Source organism: Nonomuraea sp. H19, assembly GCF_052068215.1.
Lineage (GTDB): Bacteria > Actinomycetota > Actinomycetes > Streptosporangiales > Streptosporangiaceae > Nonomuraea.
The window spans coordinates 468,486-485,491 of sequence record NZ_JBQHCV010000006.1; the positions used below are offsets into that span (position 1 = coordinate 468,486).

The 17,006-nt window shown below is 71.0% G+C and carries 18 protein-coding genes; 8 read left to right on the plus strand and 10 right to left on the minus strand.

The genetic code is table 11. The features are described 5' to 3' along the window. Nucleotides 1-289 precede the first annotated feature (289 nt). A complete protein-coding gene (locus ACTMTI_RS16325; protein WP_441121176.1) occupies nt 290-892 on the minus strand; it encodes a TetR/AcrR family transcriptional regulator in 603 nt (200 codons plus the stop codon). A gap of 29 nt (nt 893-921) precedes the next feature. Between ACTMTI_RS16325 and ACTMTI_RS16330 the strand changes: the two genes are divergently transcribed. After that, entirely contained in the window at nt 922-2,199 is a 1,278-nt protein-coding gene (locus ACTMTI_RS16330; protein ID WP_441121177.1) for an RNA-guided endonuclease InsQ/TnpB family protein, read from the plus strand. A gap of 46 nt (nt 2,200-2,245) precedes the next feature. Here the strand turns inward: ACTMTI_RS16330 and ACTMTI_RS16335 are convergent, their stop codons facing one another. Together ACTMTI_RS16335 and ACTMTI_RS16340 are read right to left on the minus strand one after the other, a co-directional pair. After that, entirely contained in the window at nt 2,246-3,796 is a 1,551-nt protein-coding gene (locus ACTMTI_RS16335; protein WP_441121178.1) for an MFS transporter, read from the minus strand. A 172-nt stretch (nt 3,797-3,968) separates the two neighbouring features. Continuing rightward, the gene (locus ACTMTI_RS16340) at nt 3,969-5,240 is read right to left on the minus strand and encodes an MFS transporter (RefSeq protein ID WP_441121179.1); all 1,272 of its coding nucleotides are present in this window, start codon (nt 5,238-5,240) and stop codon (nt 3,969-3,971) included. A 136-nt stretch (nt 5,241-5,376) separates the two neighbouring features. Here ACTMTI_RS16340 and panB point away from each other — a divergent pair, with 136 nt between their 5' ends. Continuing rightward, entirely contained in the window at nt 5,377-6,207 is an 831-nt protein-coding gene (gene panB / locus ACTMTI_RS16345; RefSeq protein ID WP_441121180.1) for a 3-methyl-2-oxobutanoate hydroxymethyltransferase, read from the plus strand. A gap of 39 nt (nt 6,208-6,246) precedes the next feature. Here panB and ACTMTI_RS16350 read toward each other — a convergent pair whose 3' ends face one another. Both ACTMTI_RS16350 and ACTMTI_RS16355 read right to left on the minus strand, forming a co-directional pair. Next, complete coding sequence (locus tag ACTMTI_RS16350; protein ID WP_441121181.1) at nt 6,247-7,191, minus strand: serine/threonine dehydratase; 945 nt, start codon at nt 7,189-7,191, stop codon at nt 6,247-6,249. Between the two features lie 42 nt (nt 7,192-7,233). Continuing rightward, nucleotides 7,234-8,406, minus strand: coding sequence for a trans-sulfuration enzyme family protein (locus tag ACTMTI_RS16355; RefSeq protein ID WP_441121182.1), 1,173 nt, complete (start codon nt 8,404-8,406; stop codon nt 7,234-7,236). A 60-nt stretch (nt 8,407-8,466) separates the two neighbouring features. Between ACTMTI_RS16355 and yczR the strand changes: the two genes are divergently transcribed. Continuing rightward, nucleotides 8,467-9,897, plus strand: coding sequence for a MocR-like transcription factor YczR (gene yczR, locus ACTMTI_RS16360; RefSeq protein WP_441121183.1), 1,431 nt, complete (start codon nt 8,467-8,469; stop codon nt 9,895-9,897). A 12-nt stretch (nt 9,898-9,909) separates the two neighbouring features. Then, entirely contained in the window at nt 9,910-10,596 is a 687-nt protein-coding gene (locus ACTMTI_RS16365) for an alpha/beta hydrolase (RefSeq protein ID WP_441121184.1), read from the plus strand. Here ACTMTI_RS16365 and npdG read toward each other — a convergent pair. Together npdG and ACTMTI_RS16375 are read right to left on the minus strand one after the other, a co-directional pair. Then, a complete protein-coding gene (npdG, locus tag ACTMTI_RS16370) occupies nt 10,593-11,279 on the minus strand; it encodes an NADPH-dependent F420 reductase (protein WP_441121185.1) in 687 nt (228 codons plus the stop codon). The genes ACTMTI_RS16365 and npdG overlap by 4 nt on opposite strands. Before the next feature lie 90 nt (nt 11,280-11,369). Continuing rightward, entirely contained in the window at nt 11,370-12,512 is a 1,143-nt protein-coding gene (locus ACTMTI_RS16375) for a lipase family protein (RefSeq protein ID WP_441121186.1), read from the minus strand. Between the two features lie 173 nt (nt 12,513-12,685). Between ACTMTI_RS16375 and ACTMTI_RS16380 the strand changes: the two genes are divergently transcribed. Continuing rightward, a complete protein-coding gene (locus ACTMTI_RS16380; RefSeq protein WP_441121187.1) occupies nt 12,686-13,264 on the plus strand; it encodes a hypothetical protein in 579 nt (192 codons plus the stop codon). Between the two features lie 43 nt (nt 13,265-13,307). On the opposite strand, the gene ACTMTI_RS16385 is transcribed toward ACTMTI_RS16380, so the two are convergent. Beyond that, nucleotides 13,308-14,261 (minus strand): LysR family transcriptional regulator, encoded by a 954-nt coding sequence (locus ACTMTI_RS16385; protein ID WP_441121188.1) that lies wholly within the window; start codon nt 14,259-14,261, stop codon nt 13,308-13,310. A gap of 72 nt (nt 14,262-14,333) precedes the next feature. Between ACTMTI_RS16385 and ACTMTI_RS16390 the strand changes: the two genes are divergently transcribed. Both ACTMTI_RS16390 and ACTMTI_RS16395 read left to right on the plus strand, forming a co-directional pair. Continuing rightward, nucleotides 14,334-14,585, plus strand: a complete 252-nt coding sequence (locus ACTMTI_RS16390) for a CBU_0592 family membrane protein (protein ID WP_441121189.1) — start codon at nt 14,334-14,336, stop codon at nt 14,583-14,585. Continuing rightward, nucleotides 14,582-15,229 carry a cyclase family protein gene (locus ACTMTI_RS16395; RefSeq protein WP_441121190.1) on the plus strand — a complete coding sequence of 216 codons (648 nt, stop codon included), beginning with the start codon at nt 14,582-14,584 and terminating at the stop codon, nt 15,227-15,229. Before ACTMTI_RS16390 ends, ACTMTI_RS16395 begins: the two co-directional genes overlap by 4 nt. Here ACTMTI_RS16395 and ACTMTI_RS16400 read toward each other — a convergent pair. Continuing rightward, the gene (locus ACTMTI_RS16400) at nt 15,226-15,402 is read right to left on the minus strand and encodes a hypothetical protein (protein WP_441121208.1); all 177 of its coding nucleotides are present in this window, start codon (nt 15,400-15,402) and stop codon (nt 15,226-15,228) included. The genes ACTMTI_RS16395 and ACTMTI_RS16400 overlap by 4 nt on opposite strands. 32 nt (nt 15,403-15,434) lie before the next feature. On the opposite strand from ACTMTI_RS16400, the gene map reads away from it, so the two are divergent. Beyond that, the gene (map, locus tag ACTMTI_RS16405; protein WP_441121191.1) at nt 15,435-16,283 is read left to right on the plus strand and encodes a type I methionyl aminopeptidase; all 849 of its coding nucleotides are present in this window, start codon (nt 15,435-15,437) and stop codon (nt 16,281-16,283) included. 19 nt (nt 16,284-16,302) lie between these two features. Here map and ACTMTI_RS16410 read toward each other — a convergent pair whose 3' ends face one another. Continuing rightward, nucleotides 16,303-16,692, minus strand: coding sequence for a sensor histidine kinase (locus ACTMTI_RS16410; protein ID WP_441121192.1), 390 nt, complete (start codon nt 16,690-16,692; stop codon nt 16,303-16,305). Nucleotides 16,693-17,006 lie beyond the last annotated feature (314 nt).

A 17,006-nucleotide genomic window follows, 5' to 3' on the forward strand; every position in this document is an offset into this window, starting at 1 on the left:
GCGGCGACGTACCCGTTCACGTAGGTGCCGCTGGCCGAGTACGCGCGGCAATGCCTGGGCCTGGAGCCGCGGCGGCTGCCGGAGCCGGTGTTCGAGGAGGCGCACGCCGAGCTGGACGCCGCCCTGCCCAAGGGGCCCGGGTCGCCGGCCGAGCGCCTGCGGGCATGGCAGGCGGCCCACACGCTGGACCCGATCGATGCCCCACCGACGTCGCCCTCTAGGGCAGACGGCGCCGCCGGTCGCCCAGAGGCAGGCGGCGCCGTCCGCGTGATGCGTCCCGTTGCCGGACTCAGGGCGCCATTCCGGCCAGGACCGCGTCGACGACGCGCTCGGCCAGGTCGGCCGGCAGATCCCCGGCCGGGCCCCACTTGGTGTGCCACAACATGGTGCCGGTGAGGATGGCCATGCCCATGTCGACGTCCAGGTCGGCCCTGAGCTCGCCGGAGGCGACGCCACGCTCGAGCACGTGGCGCATCGCCTGCTTGCGAGGCTCTATGGCCCGCTTGACGAAGCGCTCCATCAGCCGCGGATAGCGGTCGGCCTCGCTCATCGCGATGTTCATCACGCAGCGGTTGCGGGAATGACCGGCCTCCGTGCGCATCGCGTCGAGCAGGCTGATCAGGTCGTCGCGCACCGAGGTGCCGGTGAGCGGCGGCAACGGCGCCTTGAGCGTGGAGAGGGCGTCGACGACCAGGTCCTCCTTGTTGGACCAGCGCCGGTAGATCGTGGTCTTGCCGACGCCCGCCCTCGAGGCGATCGCCTCGATGGACAGCTCGGAGACGCCCATGCCCTCGCCGATCAGATCGAGGGTCGCCTCGATGATCGCCTTCTCGGCCTTCTCGCTACGCGGACGGCCCGCCGGGCGGGCAGTCCCTGAATCCTGGATCGTCATCGCGGCCTCACCGTACATCTACAGCCTGGATGCCCTACAGAGCGGGGAAGAAAGGCGGGACGCTCGGGCATGTCGGCCTCCCGATTTTGTCGGTGGTGATCGGTAGATTGATGGGCGTGTCCCGCTACCGGCTCCAACCCACTCCTGCCCAGAAGGCAGTGCTGGCCGAGCATTGTGGTCACGCCCGATTCGTCTGGAATCTCGCGGTTGAGCAGCATGAGCATTGGCGGCCGGGTCGCAAGAGCGCACCCGGTTTCGCCGAGCACTGCCGCCAGTTGACCCAGGCTCGGGCGGAGTTCGCGTGGTTGCGTGCGGGTTCGGTCATCGTGCAGCAACAGGCGCTGAAGGACTTCGCCAAGGCCATTACGTCCTTCTTCGCCGGCACGCATGGCAAGCCGACATGGCGGCGGCGCGGGCGGAGCGAGGGATTCCGGGTCGTCGCCATGCGGGCGGGCGATGTACGCCGTCTGTCCCGCAGGGTAGGCGAGGTGAGAATCCCGAAGGCGGGCTGGGTGCGCTTCCGATGGTCGCGGCGCGTGCCCGACGGTGTGAAATCCTACCGCGTTACCCGGGACAGGGCCGGTCGCTGGCATATCGCCTTCGCTGCAATTCCAAAGCCGATCCCCGCGCCCTGCACCGGTGAGGTTGTCGGGGTGGATCGTGGCGTGGCCGTGTCGGCGGCCCTGTCCACGGGGGACATGCTGTCTGTGCCTGGACTGCGGGAGGCAGAGAAAGTTCGGTTGCGGCGGCTGATGCGCAAGCTCGCTCGGGCCAAGCGCGGCTCGCACCGGCGCGCCACGGTCAGGCAGGCCATCGCCAAGCTGAAGGCCCGCGAGACGGATCGGCGCAGGGACTGGGCGGAAAAGACGAGCACCGACCTGGCGCGACGTTTCGAGGTAATCGCCGTCGAGGATCTCAAGATCCGGAACATGACCCGGTCGGCGCGGGGGACAATTGCCAAACCGGGCCGCAACGTCCAGGCCAAGGCCAGTCTCAACCGGTCGATCCTCGCAGCGGGCTGGGGGCAGCTCGTCGAACGGCTGGAACACAAAGCCCCCGGCCGAGTAGTGAGAGTCAATCCCGCGTACACGAGCCAGCGGTGCTCGGCATGCGGGATCGTGGATGCGAAGGCGCGTGAGAGCCAAGCCGTCTTCCGCTGCCGATCCTGCAGATATACCGCCAACGCGGACGTGAATGCGGCCAGGAATATCAAGCTGGCGGCAGGACATGCCGTGTCTGCGCGGGAAGGGCCACGGGTTGCCGGGCCGGTGCACCGCGAACCTCAACCTGTCCTCCTCTCCGCGTGAGAATGGGTTGGAATCCCCCGCCTTCAACTCCAGGCGGGGGAGGATGTCAAACTACCGCTGGCTCATTCTGTTCCGCCTGCTCGACCGGGCGTGGCTTGCCGGGCATCCACCTGGCCACCACCGCGACGCCGAGCAGCGCGATCACCGCCGCGACCAGCGCCGTGACGTGCATGCCGTCGATGAACGCGGCGAAGGCGGGCTTGACCAGCGTCTGCCCCTGCTCGCCCAGCTCCTGCACGACCGTCATCGTCGCCATGATCGACTCACCGGCGGCGTGCTGCGTGCCGGCGGGCAGCCCGGTCAGCGCGGGGGCGATCTCGCCGCGGTAGCTGGACGACAGCACCGAGCCGAGCACGGCCACGCCGAGCGCGCCGGCCACCTGGCGGACGGTGTTGCTCATCGCCGAGCCGACACCGGCCTTCTCCCTGGGCAGCGACTCCATGATGGCGGTGGTGGCGGGCGGCATGATGTTGGCCATCGCGGCGCCCTGCACGAAGAAGATGACCTCGATGAGCACGACCGGGGTGTTCTGGTCCAGGAACGCGTAGCTGGCCAGCGCCGCCGTCACCACGATCATGCTGACCGTGGCCGACAGCTTGCCGCCGAACCGCTCGTTCACCCGCTGGCTGAGCGGCGCGAAGATGAGCTGCGCGGCGGCGAACGGGATCATCAGCGCCCCTGCCTGCACCGGCGAGAAGCCCTTCACGATCTGCAGGTAGAAGGTCAGGAAGAACATCCCGCCCATCATCGCGAAGAAGACGATGCCCATCATGCCGATGGCCGAGCTGAAGCGCACGTTGGTGAAGCTGCGGACGTCGAACACCGGGTGGTCGATGCGCCGCTCCCACCACACGAACACGCCGAGCACCGCCACCCCGAAGAGCGTCGGGAGGAGCACCTCGGCGCTCGCCACGGTGCCCAGGTAGCCGCCGCGGATGATGCCGAACACGATGGCCACCAGGCCGATGATCGACAACACCACGCCGAACGGGTCCAGCTTGGAGGGCTTCGGGTCCTTCGACTCGGGCACGATGGCGGCGATGAGGATCATGCTGACCACCACGATCGGCACGTTGATCAGGAAGACCGAGCCCCACCAGAAGTTCTCGATCAGCACGCCGCCCGTGATCGGGCCGATCGCCACCGCGAGACCCACGCCGCCGGCCCACACCCCGATCGCCTTGCCGCGTTCGGAGGGCGGGAAGACGTTGGAAATGATGGCCAGGGTGGCCGGCATGATCGCCGCGCCGCCGATGCCCATCGCCGCCCTGGCCAGGATCAGCTGCATCGGGTCCTGAGAGAAGGCGCTGGCGAGCGAGGCCAGTCCGAACAGCGCCATGCCGATGAACAACATCCGCTTGCGGCCCGTCCGGTCACCGATCACTCCGAACGTGAACAGCAATCCGGCGAAGACCAGCGTGTAGGAGTTGATCGCCCATTCGAGCTCGCTCTGCGTCGCGCCCAAACCGACGGTCTTGTCGGCGATCGTCTTCATCGCCACGTTGAGGATCGTGTTGTCGAGCACGACCGCCAGCAGGCTGAACACCAGCACTCCGAGGATCGGCCATCGGCGTGGGTGCCCTGCGTTCGGGTCCATGGAAACATCCCTAATTTCGATACGACTAAGTTTCGCAACGAGAGCGTATCGCAAGCTATTCCGATACGCAACGGTCCCGTTTCGTAAACTGCGTGCAAAATCCCCAGGTCAGACAGGTTTCGTGCGACGGCCTGTGGGCGGCCTCACATCGCCCCGGGGACCACGACCTGGCTCAGGTCGTCCCGGAAGAAGCCGGCGTCGGTGAGTCCACCGTGACCGGCGGCTCCTCCACCGGCACCGGGGTAGCGCGGGGACGGCGGCGCCAGAACGGCAGGGCGGCCGCCACCATGGCCAGTCCCACCAGACCCGCCACCGTGAACGCCCACGCGGGACCGGCACCGTCGATGACGGCTCCGGCGACGGGTGAGGCGGCTGCGATGCCGATCAGCAGGGCGGTGCTGTGGAAGCCCATCGCCTCTCCCCTGGCCCCCGCAGGCACCCAGGAGCTGACGGCGTTGACGGTGGACGCCAGGGACGGGGCGCAGAGCAGGCCCGCCGGCAGCAGGGCGAGGATCAGCCAGCGCCAGTCGCCGCTCGCCAGACCCACCGGGACGGTCAGCAGGCCCATGCCCCCGATGAGCGTCAGGGGCTGCACGCCGTGTCGCAGGCCGCCGTACACCAGGCCGCCGATCAGCGAGTAAACGCACCAGATGCCCACGGCGAGGCCGATCCACCCGGTCTGGCCGGCGTCGGTCATGGTGGCGATCAGGGACAGCTCGGTCGCGGCGAGCACGAACGTGGTCGCCGCGACCGTGCCGAGCAGCGCCGCGAACGCCGGCGTGAACCACTGGCGCCGGAGCACCTTGACCGCCTGCCGCTCCTGCGCTACCAGTTCGGCGGGCGAGCGGGTGGGCGGGTTGAGCAGGATGAGGCCCAGCCCCGCGACCGTCATGCCGGCCCCGATGATCGCCATCGTCGGGCCGCTGCCCAGGGTCGTGATGCCGGCCACCGCCAGCGCGGGCCCGACCATATAAGACAGCTCGACCAGCATCGAGTCGAGCGCGAAGCCGGTGTGCCGCTGCTCCACCGGCACCATGGCGGCCAGGCACTGCCTGATCACGTTGAACACCGGGAGCGACAGCAGCCCCGCCAGCGCCGCCGCCCCGGCCAGGGCGGGGAACGGCAGCGCCCACGCGCACGCCCAGAACGCCGCCTGCGCCACGGTCGTGACGGCGAGCACGGGACGCAGGCCGTGCTTGTCCACGAGCCTTCCCGACAACGGGGAGCCGATCGCCATGCCGATCGTGCTCGCCATGGTGACCACCCCCGCCTCGACCCAGCCGAGCTTGAGCACCTCGGCCACGTGCAGCGTCAGCGCCATGCCCGTGGCCGTGGCCGGCACCCGCGCCAGCAGTCCCACCAGCAGCAACGTGGGGACGCCCGGGATCGCGAGCAGTCGTCGGTAAGGGCGCCGGTCAGTGCGCCGGTCAGGGTGGCGAGCCATCGTGTCGTGTTACCTCCGCACTGATTCTGGCAACAGGTACCGACAGTTTCGCCACAGGTTTTTCGCGCGTGCCATCATCGGAGGGAGTCCGGGGACGCCACTGGGGCGCCTCGAGACGTTTCTGGAGGGTTTGGTCATGTCCTCTTCAACCACGCTGTACGGCGGTGTCTCGGGACGAAGGGTCACCGTCCGCGATCTCACCGCCGCCAAGGAGCGCGGAGAGCGGTGGCCCATGGTCACCGCCTACGACGCGATGACGGCGCGGGTGTTCGACGCGGCGGGCATTCCAGTGCTGCTGGTCGGCGATTCGGCGGCCATGGTCGTCTACGGCTACGACTCCACGCTGCCCGTCACGGTCGACGATCTGCTGCCTCTCACGGCGGCGGTCGTACGCGGGTCGTCACGCGCGCTCGTGGTCGCGGATCTGCCGTTCGGGTCGTACCAGTCCTCGCCCCAGCAGGCGCTGGAGTCGGCGGCGCGCTTCATGAAGGAGGCGGGCGCGCACGCGGTCAAGCTGGAAGGCGGCCGCCGGGTGCTGCCGCAGGTCGAGGCGCTGGTATCGGCGGGCGTACCGGTCATGGCGCACCTCGGGCTGACCCCGCAGTCGGTCAACGTCCTGGGCGGCTACCGCGTGCAGGGGCGAGGGCAGTCGGGCGACGAGCTCATGTCGGACGCCAAGGATCTGGAACGGGCCGGGGCGTTCTCGGTGGTCCTGGAGTGCGTGCCGGCCGACCTGGCGCAGCGGGTGACGACGTCGCTGGCGATCCCGACGATCGGCATCGGGGCGGGAGCGGCGACGGACGCGCAGGTCCTGGTGTGGCAGGACCTGATGGGGCTGACGCCGCGACCGGCCAAGTTCGTCAAGCGGTACGCGGACCTGGCGGCCGAGATGGACCGCGCCGTCCGCGCCTTCGCCGGCGACGTGGCCTCCGGCGCCTTCCCGGCTCCCGAGCACACCTACAGCTGACCCGCCCGCCCGGCGACGGGCGGGGTCAGGGCGGTGCGGTCACGGGCCGGTCAGGGTGGCGGGGTCGGTGTTGGAACCACACACCACCACCGCCACCCGCTCCCCCGGCGCCGGCGTGTAGGCCCCCGACAGCAGCGCGGCGTACGCGGCCGAGCCCGCGTGCTCGGCCGCCACCCGGTGCCGCTCCCAGAGCGTGCGCCGGGCCGCCACGATCGCCTCATCGCTCACCAGCACGCTCTGCACCCGCGGCCCCGAGAGGATCTCGAAGGCCAGACCGCCGAGCTGGGTGGCGCCCAGGGCGTCGGCCGCCACCCCGCCCACCTCGACCGGCACCGGCTCGCCGGCCCGCAGCGCCTCGTGCAGGGTCGGGATCCGCTCGGGCTCGACGGCGACGATCCGCGGCCCCGCCGCGTCGGTGCCGCTCCCGGAGGAAGCGGTCCCCAGGGTGATGCCGCCGGCGAAGCCGCCACCCCCCACGGCGACCACCACCGTGTCCACGCCGCCGGTCTGCTCCATGATCTCCAGGCCGGTCGTCCCCTGCCCGGCTATCACTTCCGCCTGGTCATAGGCGTGCACGGCCAGCGCGCCCGTCTCGGCGGCGCGTTTGGCCGCGGCCTCCGCGGCCTCCGAGTAGATGGCCCCCGTCTGGGTGATCTGCGCCCCCAGCCTCTCCAGTCCGGCCACCTTCACCGGGCTGGTCACCTCGGGCACGAAGATCTCGGCCCGCACCCCCAGCACCTTCGCCGCGTACGCCACCGCCAGCCCATGGTTCCCCCCGCTGGCCGCGATCACCCCGCTGCCGGTCAGCGGCCCCGCCGACAGCATCCGGTTGAACGCCCCGCGTACCTTGAACGACCCCGAGTGCTGCAGCAGCTCCAGCTTGAGGAACAGCCCGGGTGAGACTTCCAGCACCGGCGTCCGCAGCGCGTATCCGGCGATCCTCCGAGCCGCGGCCGGCACATCCTCGTAGACGACAGTGGTCACGCGTTCCCCCTCTTCGCAAAGAGATCGAGCATACGCCCGAGGCTATGCCAGCGCCTGGGACACGTCGGCCCAGAGGTCCTCCGGGTGCTCGATGCCCACCGAGATGCGCACCGTGCCCTCGCCGATGCCGTTCCTGGCCAGTTCCTCCGCGCTGAGCGAGCGGTGCGACGTGGTGGCCGGGTGCAGGACGAGGGTCTCGACGCCGCCCAGCGAGGGGGCGAGCAGCGCGAGGCGTACCGAGCTCATGAACTTCTCGCCCGCCGCCCGCCCGCCGGCCAGGTCGAACGAGAACACCCCGCCGAACCCGGACAGCAGCTTGCCGGCCGCCTCGTAGGAGGGATGCGACGGCAGCCCGGGCCAGTGCACGGCCGCGACGGCGGGATGCCCGGCGAGCCGGGTGGCCAGGAACGCGGCGTTGGAGCAGTGGCGTTCCATGCGCAACGCGAGGGTCTGCAGCCCGCGCAGCGTCAGCCAGGTCGCGAACGGATCAGCCGAAGCCCCCAGCTCGATCGCGAAGTGCCACATCTTCTCGTAGCGCGCGGCGTCGGCGAAGATCGCGATCCCGCCGACCACGTCGGTGTGCCCGGACAGGTATTTGGTGGTGGAGTGCAGGACGATGTCCGCCCCGTGCTCGATGGGCCGGCACAGCATGGGCGTGGCGAACGTGTTGTCCACCACGGACGTGATCCCCAGCTCGCGGGCCACCGCACACATTCCAGGCAGATCTGCCACCAGCGTCATCGGGTTGCTGATCGTCTCCAGGTAGACGAGCCGGGTCTCCGGCCGTACGGCGGCGCGCAGGGCGTCGGGGTCGTTCTCGGGCACGTACGTCACCGCGATGCCGAACCTGCCCACCAGCTCGTTGATCATCGCGGCCGTCCCGCCGTACAGCGACCGCTGGGCGATCAGGTGGTCGCCCGGCTCGAGCAGGCCGAGCAGGACGGTGTTGATCGCGCCCATGCCGGAGCCGGTGGCGATCGCGCCCGCGCCGCCCTCCAGCCCGGCGACGGCCAGCTCCAGCGAGCGGACGGTGGGATTGGTGTAGCGCCCGTACACGAACGCGCCGTCGGGCCGTCCCATCGCCTCCGCCATCACGGCGGGGTCGTCGAAGGTGAACCCGGAGGTCTGGTAGATCGGCATGGTGATCGGACGGCTGTCCTGGACCGGCGGCTGGGGCGGATGCACGGTCCGGGTCTCGGGACGGAAATCGGTCATACGAGCAAGGGTGTCCTGTCCAGCGATCCGGGGTGAGAGCCAATCCGGCAGAATTGGTCCATGAATGGGGCCAGTCTTGATGACCTCGTCGACCTGCTGGGGCGGTGGGCGTCCGGCCGCGGGCCGCTCTACCTGCTGCTGGCGGTCAGGCTGCGGGCGCTGATCGACGACGGCGTGCTGCCGCCGGACGAGCCGCTGCCCCCCGACCGGGTGCTGGCCAAGCGGCTCGCGGTGGGCCGGGGGACGGTGGTGGCCGCGTACGACCTCCTGCAGCAGGAGGGCCGCGTGGTGCGCCGCCAGGGCAGCGGCACCCGGGTGGCCGCGCTGGACCTGCCCGCGACCAGGACCGCCGACGGCGTGGTCGCCAACCCGCTGCTGCTGCACATCCTGCACCCGCCGGACGGGGTGCGGCTGCTGACGTGCGCGGCGCCGCAGGATCCCCCGCAGGCCATGTTCGAGGCGTACGAGGAGGCCGGGGCGCGGCTGGCCGGCGTACTCGACCTGGGCTACCAGCCGGCGGGCAACCCCGCTCTGCGTGCCGCGCTGGCGGACTACTACACGGCGCGCGGCGTGCCCACGACGGCCGGGGAGATCATGGTGACGACGGGCGCGCAGCAGGCGCTCACGCTGCTCACCGGGCTGCTCGTGGCTCCGGGGGACACCGTGCTGGTCGAGTCGCCGACGTACCCGGGCGCGCTGGAGGTCTTCAGGCACGCGGGCGCGGTCGTCAAGCCGGTGACACCGGAGGCCATGCGCGAGCGGCACGCCCTGGCCTACGTCGTCCCCACCGCGCGCAACCCGGACGGCGCCGTCATGCCCAACGGCGAGCGCAGGCGGCTGGCCACGCACGCCGCCGAGCACGACGTGCCGCTGATCGACGACGAGGTCTGCGCCGAGCTGTGCTTCTCGGGCGAGACGCCGCCGCCGCTGGCCGCGTTCGGGCCCGGTTCCGGACGGGGCGAGCAGATCGTCACGATCGGCTCGCTGAGCAAGCTCGTCTGGGGCGGGCTGCGGGTCGGCTGGATCCGCGCGGCGGCGCCGCTGGTCTCGCGGCTGGCCAGGCTGCGCGCCGTACACGATCTCGGCGGCGAGGTCTTCAGCCAGCTCGCCGCCGCGGCGCTGCTGCGCCGCCTGGACGAGGTACGCCGGGCGCGCGTGCGCACGCTGCGCGAGCGCCACGACCACCTGTGCGCCGAGCTGCGCGCGCACCTGCCGTCGTGGTCCTTCGAGCCGGCACACGGCGGCCAGACCATCTGGGTACGCCTGCCGCTCGCGGAGGTGGACTCCTTCACCCAGGTGGCCCTCCGGCACGGGGTCGCGGTGCCGCCCGGCAGATCGTTCGACCCGCTGGGCGGGCACGCCGACCATGTGCGGCTGCACTTCCTGTTCCCCGAGGAGGAACTTTCGCGAGCGGTGAACGACCTGGCCGTGGCCTGGGCGGACTTCGACGGAACCGGGCGTACGGCGTCCCGGCACACCCTCATCGTCTGACAGTGTGGGAACGTGGAGACGACCTTCGTACTCGTGCACAGCCCCTCCGTAGGGCCGTCGACGTGGGCTCCCGTGGCGGAGTCGCTGGAGCGCCGGGGGCACGCCGCCGTGGTGCCCGACCTGACGGGCGTGGCGGCGGGCGGCCCGCCCTACTGGCCGCGGGTGGTCGAGGCGGTGCGCGCGGCCACCCCCGCCACCTCCGTGGTCCTGGTGGCGCACAGCAACGCCGGGCTCTTCCTCCCGCTGATCAAGGAGGGGCTGGGCGAGAGCGTGGTGGCGTGCGTGTTCGCCGACGCTCACATCCCGCCGCGCCACGGGCTGATCAAAGCCGCTGAGGAGGCGTTCCTGCCGTTCCTGCACGACCTGGCGGGCCCCGACGGGGTGCTGCCGCGCTGGACGGACTGGTGGGACGAGGAGGACGTGGTGGCCATGCTGCCCGATCCCGCCGTGCGCGTGCGGGTGGCGGCCGAGCAGCCGCGGCTGCCGCTCGACTACTACACCCAGCCCATCCCCGTGCCCGCCGGGTGGGACGAGGTCAGGTGCTCGTGCCTGTGGTACGGGCCCCCGTACGACAAGGTCGCCGAGGACGCGCACCGCCGGGGCTGGCCGGTCACCCGCGTGTCAGGCATGCACCTGCACCAGCTCGTCGACCCGGAGGGCGTCACGGACGCGCTGCTGACGCTCTCCCGCAGAGCCTAGATGTCGGTGATGCGCAGCCCGGCGTGCGCCTTGTAGCGGCGGTTCACGGAGATGATGTTGGCGGTCAGTGCCTCGATCTGGTGGGCGTTGCGCAGCCGGCCGCCGTAGACGCCGCGGACGCCGGGGATGACCTCCGCCAGGGCCTGCACCGTGTCCGTCGCCTCGCGGTCGTCGCCCAGCACCAGGACGTCCAGGTCCACCTTGTCCACCGCCGGGTCCATCAGCACGACGGCCGACACGTGGTGGAAGGCCGCCACCACCCGGCTGTCCGGCAGCACCGCGGCGGCCTGCTGGGCGGCGCTGCCCTCCTCGACGGGCAGCGCGTAGGCGCCCTGCTTGTCGAAGCCGAGCGGGTTCACGCAGTCCACGACGATCTTCCCGGTCAGCTCGGCCCGCAGCGACTCCAGCAGCGCCTTGTGCCCCTCGTACGGCACCGCCACGATCACGATGTCCGCCTGGGCGGCGACGGCGGCGTTCTCGGCTCCCGTCGCGCCCGCCCCGATGGAGTCGGCCGCCTCCTGGGCGCGCTGGGCGCTGCGCGACCCGATCAGCACCGGATGCCCCGCCAGCGCGAACCGCCGCGCCAGCCCCTTCCCCTGGTCGCCGGTGCCGCCGAGGATGCCTATGGAAATTCCGCTCACGTCAGTCATATCCAGATCATGCCAGCTCGCCGCGACGATCATCCGGCCGCGTCTCCCGCTTCGCTCCCCTCGCGGTCTTTCGAAGCCGCGAGCCGGACCCGGCCGTACCGAGCCCGGCTGCGGAATCGGGAGCTAGCAGTTGCCGGACGCGGGCAGCCCGTACACCCGCAGGGCCAGCCATTCGATGGCCAGCGGCCCGCCCTCGATGGCGCCGGTGACGTGGTCGGGGGCGGGCAGCGCGGTCCACCGCACGTTCGCCCCGGCCCGGCAGTACTCCGAGCGCAAGGTGGACCCCACCGCGAGCGGGATGATCTGGTCGCCCTTGCCGTGGTAGAGGAACATCGGCACCCGGGGCGCCACCGCCCCGAGCCGGTTCTCGGCCAGCCGCGCCAGCCACTTCGGCTGGTTGAGCAGGTCGATCGGGCTCAGGTCGGAGAAGCGGAGCCCGGCGAGCCTGTCGAGGTCGCCCACGCAGTAGTCGGCGGCCGCGCCGAGCAGGGCCCGGCCCCGGTCGTTGAGGTCGGCCTCGAGGTCGAGCTCGGGGTAGGCGGCGTCGAGCCCGACCCCAGCCGCGGCGGCCAGGCCGAAGTTCTCGCCGCCGTCGAGATGGTTCGCGACGACGCGCAGGTCCGCGGGCACGCCGCCCGCGGCCACGCCCTTGAGCCTGAGCTCGGGCGCGTACGCGGGGTGCAGCTGGGCGGCCCAGCCGGCCGACGCGCCGCCCTGGGAGTAGCCCATGACGGCCACGGGCGCCCGGGCCGACAGCCCGGCGCCGGGCACCCGCATCGCGGCCTTGATCGAGTCGAGCACGGCGTGGCCCTGGGAGATCCCCGCCATGTACGTGTGCTGCCCCGGCGTGCCGAGGCCCTCGTAGTCGGTCATGACCACCGCGAACCCCTTGAGCAGGAACAGGCTGACCAGCGCGAGCTCGGCCTCCCTGCCCTGGCTCATGCTGACGGAGGGCGCGCACTGGTCGCCGAGGCCGTGGGAGCCGACGGCGTACCCGATGATCGGGCGGGTGCCGAGCGGGTAGCCGCTCTTGGGCACCAGCAGCGTGCCGGACACGGCGTTGAGGGCGCCGGTCGCGGAGGTCGAGTTGTAGCGGAGGTGCCAGGCGTTGACGGGCACTTCGAGCAGCTTGCCCGGCAGGAGGTAGACGGTGGTGGGCTGTGCGGAGACCACGTCTCCCGGCGTCGCGGCGCGGGCCGGAGTCGCGGTGAGGGACATGATCAGTAACAGGATCATGGACATGCTGACGCGGACACGTAAGGTCATGTGCCGCCCTTCTCCCTGGAGGATCACCGACTTGGGACGGCGGCGCCGCGAGCCGATCGTTACCCGGGAGTAACTCCATGTCAAGGCCCGAAATGACGGGAAAACACAGCTCGTGTCAATGCGCCACTTGTGAAACAGCTCCCCCGCGCGGGCCCGTCAGGCACCATGGACTCATGGACTCGGGATCAGTGGCACTCCTGCGCGAACTCCTGGCCGAGACCGGCTGGCTCGACCGCGCCCGCGACCTGGGCCACGCCCTGCGCGCGACCCGCTCGCCCGGCGGCCTGCTGCTGGTCGGCACACCCGACGACGAGCCCTGGCACCTGACCGCGCATCTCAGCGACGAGGCCAGGTTCTCCGGCCTGCCGCAGCTCGCGCCCACCCTCGTGCGCTGGTCGCCGCCCGCCGACGCGCCCGCCCACCTGCGCGTCGGGCTCGACCGGCTGGAGCGCGCGGCCCGCGGCGAGACGCTGTTCGTGCTGTCCGAGCGGCAGGCGCCGGTGCCGCTGCTGGAGCGGGTCGACGACGCCCGCCGCACGGGCGCGACCATCCTGGCGATCGAGGGCGGCGACCGCGAGCTGACCGGCCTGGCGCACGACGCGATCGCGGTGCCGCGCGACGGGCTGGTGACCTTCGACGGCGCCCAGCACCTGGTGAGCGCGGCGGCCGGCGAGGTGGAGCAGCGCCCGCGGCTACGCGAGCGGCTGGCCCGCCTGCTGGAAAAGGTCAGCGGCCCCCAGGTGAGCGACTGAGCCAGGGCTTGAAAGGTCAGCGGCCCTCAGCAGAGCGACTGAGCTAGGGCTTGAGCGGCTCGGGCGTGTGCAGGCGGTCGCTCAGCGCCGCGCCGAGCGCCCCGGTGGCCTCCTCGATCGCGCCGATCACCACGGCCTGCACCGGGTCGGGCTCGCCCGAGCGGGTGCGGCTCACCCGCGTCACGGCGTCCAGCCGGCGCGCGCCCACGTCACGCAACTCGCTCACCCGCACCCCGCCCTCGGGGACGTCCAGCAGGGCCAGCGCGGGCACGATCGCCACCCCGTGGCCCGCCGCGACCAGCGCGAGCGTGGGCCCGAACTCCGTGATGACGTGCACCTTGCGCGGCTCCGACCCGTGCAGCCCCGCCAGCCGCCCCAGCGCCTGCCCGCACGCCTGGTGCGGCTCGCTCGCCACCCACGGCAGCTGCATCAGGTCGCCGACGGTGCCCGGATCCGGCCAGCCGGGCGGCAGCACGATGCGATATTCGTCCACGTAGAGCAGCCGGGCGTGCAGCGACGGCTGCGACAGTGTGGGCACGCTCATGTCCTGCTCGGTGATGAGCACGTCCACCGCGCCCATCCGCAGCTCCTTCAGCGCGGGCGGCCCGTAGATCTCATGGATGAGCGGCTTGATCTTGGGATGGCGGACGGCCAGATCGCGCATGGCGGGCACCAGGATGTGCTTGATCACCGTGGGGAACGCGGCGATGCGCACCGGCCCGGACAGGCGTTCGGTGAACCGGGAGAGCTCCCGCCTGGCCTCCACCAGTTCCTCCTCCACCCGCTCGGCGTATCCGGCCAGCACGCGCCCGGCCGGGGTGAGCGAGACGCTGCGCTGGGAGCGGTCGATGAGCGCCAGCCCGACCTCGCGCTCGAGCTGGGCGAGCTGCTGGGAGACGGCGGAGGGTGTCAGGTGGAGGGCTTCGGCGGCCCGCATCACGCCACCGCGGCGGGCGACCTCGTGCAGGATCCGCAGCCGCCGAGGATCAATGTCCATGCAGCTCAGCTTACGCTGTCCTTTAGCTTTCTTTATTTGTGCTGCACCACGGGGCCCCGGACAATGGCCCGCATGGATCTCGTCATCGCCGCCGTCGGCTGGGCCGGCGCGGCGCTGCTGCTGGCCGGATACGCTCTGGTCTCGTCGTCGCGCCTGTCGGGGGACGGCCTGGCATACCAGCTCATCAACCTCGCCGGATCGGTCGGCCTGATGCTCAACAGCGCCTACAACACCGCCTGGCCGTCGGCGGGACTCAACCTGGTGTGGGCCGCCATCGGCGTGGTGGCCCTGGTCAAGCTCACGCGCGCGGAGGCAGCGAAATGATCGTCGAACTCAGCCATCGGATCACCGACGGCATGATCACCTATCCGGGCGTCCCGGGACCGACCCTGGGCGTGCACCTGAGCAGGGAGGACTCCCGCGAGGTGTACGCGCCCGGCACAGAGTTCCACATCGGCACGATCACGCTGGCCGCCAACACCGGCACCTATCTGGACACGCCACACCACCGCTACGCCGACGGCCCCGACCTGTCACAGGTGCCGGCGGCCAAGCTCGCCGACCTCCCCGGGCTCGTGGTACGCGCCGCGGACCGCCGCGAGGTGGTCCTGGACCAGGGACTGGACGTACGCGGGCGGGCCGTGCTGATCCACACCGGCTGGGACCGCCACTTCGGCACGGAAGCCTACTTCGACGGCCACCCCTACCTGGCGCCCGAGTCGGCGGCGTGGCTGGCCGAGCAGGGCGCGGCGCTGGTCGGGATCGACTCCCTCAACATCGACGACACCCCGCCGCGCGGCGGGCGCCCCGCTCACACGATCCTGCTGGGAGCGGGGATCCCGCTGGTGGAGCACCTGACGGGCCTGGCGGAGCTGCCCCAGGAGGGCTTCCGCTTCCACGCCGCGCCACCGATGATCGCGGGCATGGGGACGTTCCCCGTCAGGGCGTACGCCGTCGTCGTGCCCTAGTCGTCGTCCTGTTCGGCCTCATCCCATGCCTTGTTGCGGTCGGCGGCGCGCTGCAGCGCCCCGGCGGCCTCCTGCTCTGACGCGTAAGGACCCATGCGGTCCTTGTTGGGGCAGCCCGCGTCGGGCTCGACCCGCATGTGCTTGAGACAGAACCACCATTGGCCTTCGCTCACGAGGTCAATTCTGCCCCGTAGACTCAGGGTTCATGACGACACTGCTCCAGCCAGGGCGAATTTCGCCCATGCGAAAGGTCCCCGCCCACATCGAGCGGCCGGAGTACGTCGGCAAGAAGCGCCCCAAGACCGGCGAGTCCGACGTGAAGAGCCCCGAGATCATCGAGCGCATGCGGGTGGCCGGCCGCATCGCCGCCCAGGCGCTCGAAGAGGTCGGCAAGCACGTCCAGCCGGGCGTCACGACCGACGAGCTCGACAGGATCGGCCACGAATTCCTCATCGACCACAACGCCTACCCCAGCACGCTGGGCTACAAGGGCTACCCCAAGTCCCTGTGCACCTCGATCAACGAGGTCATCTGCCACGGCATCCCCGATGACACCGTGCTGCGCGACGGCGACATCGTCAACGTCGACATCACCGCCTACATCGGCGGCGTCCACGGCGACACCGACGCGACCTTCCTGGTGGGCGAGGTGGACGAGGAGTCGCGGCTGCTCGTCGAGCGCACCCGCGAGGCGACGATGCGGGCGATCAGGGCGGTGGCCCCCGGACGCCAGCTCAACGTGGTGGGGCGGGTCATCGAGGCGTACGCCAAGCGGTTCGGTTACGGCGTCGTCCGCGACTTCACCGGGCACGGCATCGGCACGAGCTTCCACTCCGGCCTGATGGTCCCCCACTACGACGACCCGTCGCTGCGGGTGGAGCTGGTGCCCGGGATGACGTTCACGATCGAGCCGATGCTCACGCTGGGCACGATCGACTACGACATCTGGCCGGACAAGTGGACCGCGGTGACCAAGGATCGCAAGCGCACGGCCCAGTTCGAGCACACGATCCTGGTGACGGAGACGGGCAGCGAGATCCTCACGCTCCCGTAGCCTCGACGACGGGGACCGGTCAGCGCTGCGTCGGGACCACTCCGGTGACCGTGGTGCCCTCTCCGCGCACGCTGTTGACCGACAGGCTGCCGCCGATCTCCGCGAAGGCCGCCCGCATCCTGGCGATCCCACGTCCCGCCGCCGTCAGGGGAAAGCCCTGACCGTTGTCGCTGACGGTCATGCGGAGCCCGCTCTTGCCGGCCGTCACGGCGATGGACACGGTCCTGGCCCTGCTGTGCCGCTCGACGTTGGACAGCGCCTCGCGCATCGCGGCCATGACACCGCTGGAAACGCGGGACGAGACGTCGGTGGCGGGCAGCGCCCACGTCTCGACGGCGATCCCCGTGCGCTCCGACCACTCGGTCAGATAGCTCCCGAGCGCCTCGGCCAGGCTTTGCCCCCCGCGCATGCGTGTCTCTTCCGACAATGGTTCTCGCCTTCCTAGGCACCCCGGACCGCGCACCGGTCCCCACTCCGGCGCTCTCACTCGCGGTGCGCACTCCCCCCTCAAGGCCTGCGCACGCTAGCTGATGGGGTGATGCCCGTCTCCCCTGCGAGACAGGCTACCCGGCGGTACAGAGACTTGTAGTGGGAAGATAGAAGGGCATGGCCGAACGGCTACCGGTACCGTCCATAGCCCTCCGGCCTTCAGGACTCTGCTGAGAAATTCACCTATTAGGTCGAAGCGTGACTATCTGTCGTGCATCGTTGTGGTGACCGAGA

Excerpts from the sequence above, each read along its gene's own strand:
- ACTMTI_RS16355 (WP_441121182.1), bottom strand. The coding sequence starts at position 8,406 with ATGACCGATTTCCGTCCCGAGACCCGGACCGTGCATCCGCCCCAGCCG.
- ACTMTI_RS16380 (WP_441121187.1), top strand. The coding sequence starts at position 12,686 with ATGGACTCGGGATCAGTGGCACTCCTGCGCGAACTCCTGGCCGAGACC.
- ACTMTI_RS16410 (WP_441121192.1), bottom strand. The coding sequence starts at position 16,692 with ATGCGCGGGGGGCAAAGCCTGGCCGAGGCGCTCGGGAGCTATCTGACC.
- npdG (WP_441121185.1), bottom strand. The coding sequence starts at position 11,279 with ATGATCGTCGCGGCGAGCTGGCATGATCTGGATATGACTGACGTGAGC.
- yczR (WP_441121183.1), top strand. The coding sequence starts at position 8,467 with ATGAATGGGGCCAGTCTTGATGACCTCGTCGACCTGCTGGGGCGGTGG.
- ACTMTI_RS16375 (WP_441121186.1), bottom strand. The coding sequence starts at position 12,512 with ATGACCTTACGTGTCCGCGTCAGCATGTCCATGATCCTGTTACTGATC.
- ACTMTI_RS16385 (WP_441121188.1), bottom strand. The coding sequence starts at position 14,261 with ATGGACATTGATCCTCGGCGGCTGCGGATCCTGCACGAGGTCGCCCGC.
- map (WP_441121191.1), top strand. The coding sequence starts at position 15,435 with ATGACGACACTGCTCCAGCCAGGGCGAATTTCGCCCATGCGAAAGGTC.
- panB (WP_441121180.1), top strand. The coding sequence starts at position 5,377 with ATGTCCTCTTCAACCACGCTGTACGGCGGTGTCTCGGGACGAAGGGTC.
- ACTMTI_RS16325 (WP_441121176.1), bottom strand. The coding sequence starts at position 892 with ATGACGATCCAGGATTCAGGGACTGCCCGCCCGGCGGGCCGTCCGCGT.
- ACTMTI_RS16335 (WP_441121178.1), bottom strand. The coding sequence starts at position 3,796 with ATGGACCCGAACGCAGGGCACCCACGCCGATGGCCGATCCTCGGAGTG.
- ACTMTI_RS16390 (WP_441121189.1), top strand. The coding sequence starts at position 14,334 with ATGGATCTCGTCATCGCCGCCGTCGGCTGGGCCGGCGCGGCGCTGCTG.
- ACTMTI_RS16395 (WP_441121190.1), top strand. The coding sequence starts at position 14,582 with ATGATCGTCGAACTCAGCCATCGGATCACCGACGGCATGATCACCTAT.
- ACTMTI_RS16330 (WP_441121177.1), top strand. The coding sequence starts at position 922 with ATGCCCTACAGAGCGGGGAAGAAAGGCGGGACGCTCGGGCATGTCGGC.
- ACTMTI_RS16340 (WP_441121179.1), bottom strand. The coding sequence starts at position 5,240 with ATGGCTCGCCACCCTGACCGGCGCACTGACCGGCGCCCTTACCGACGA.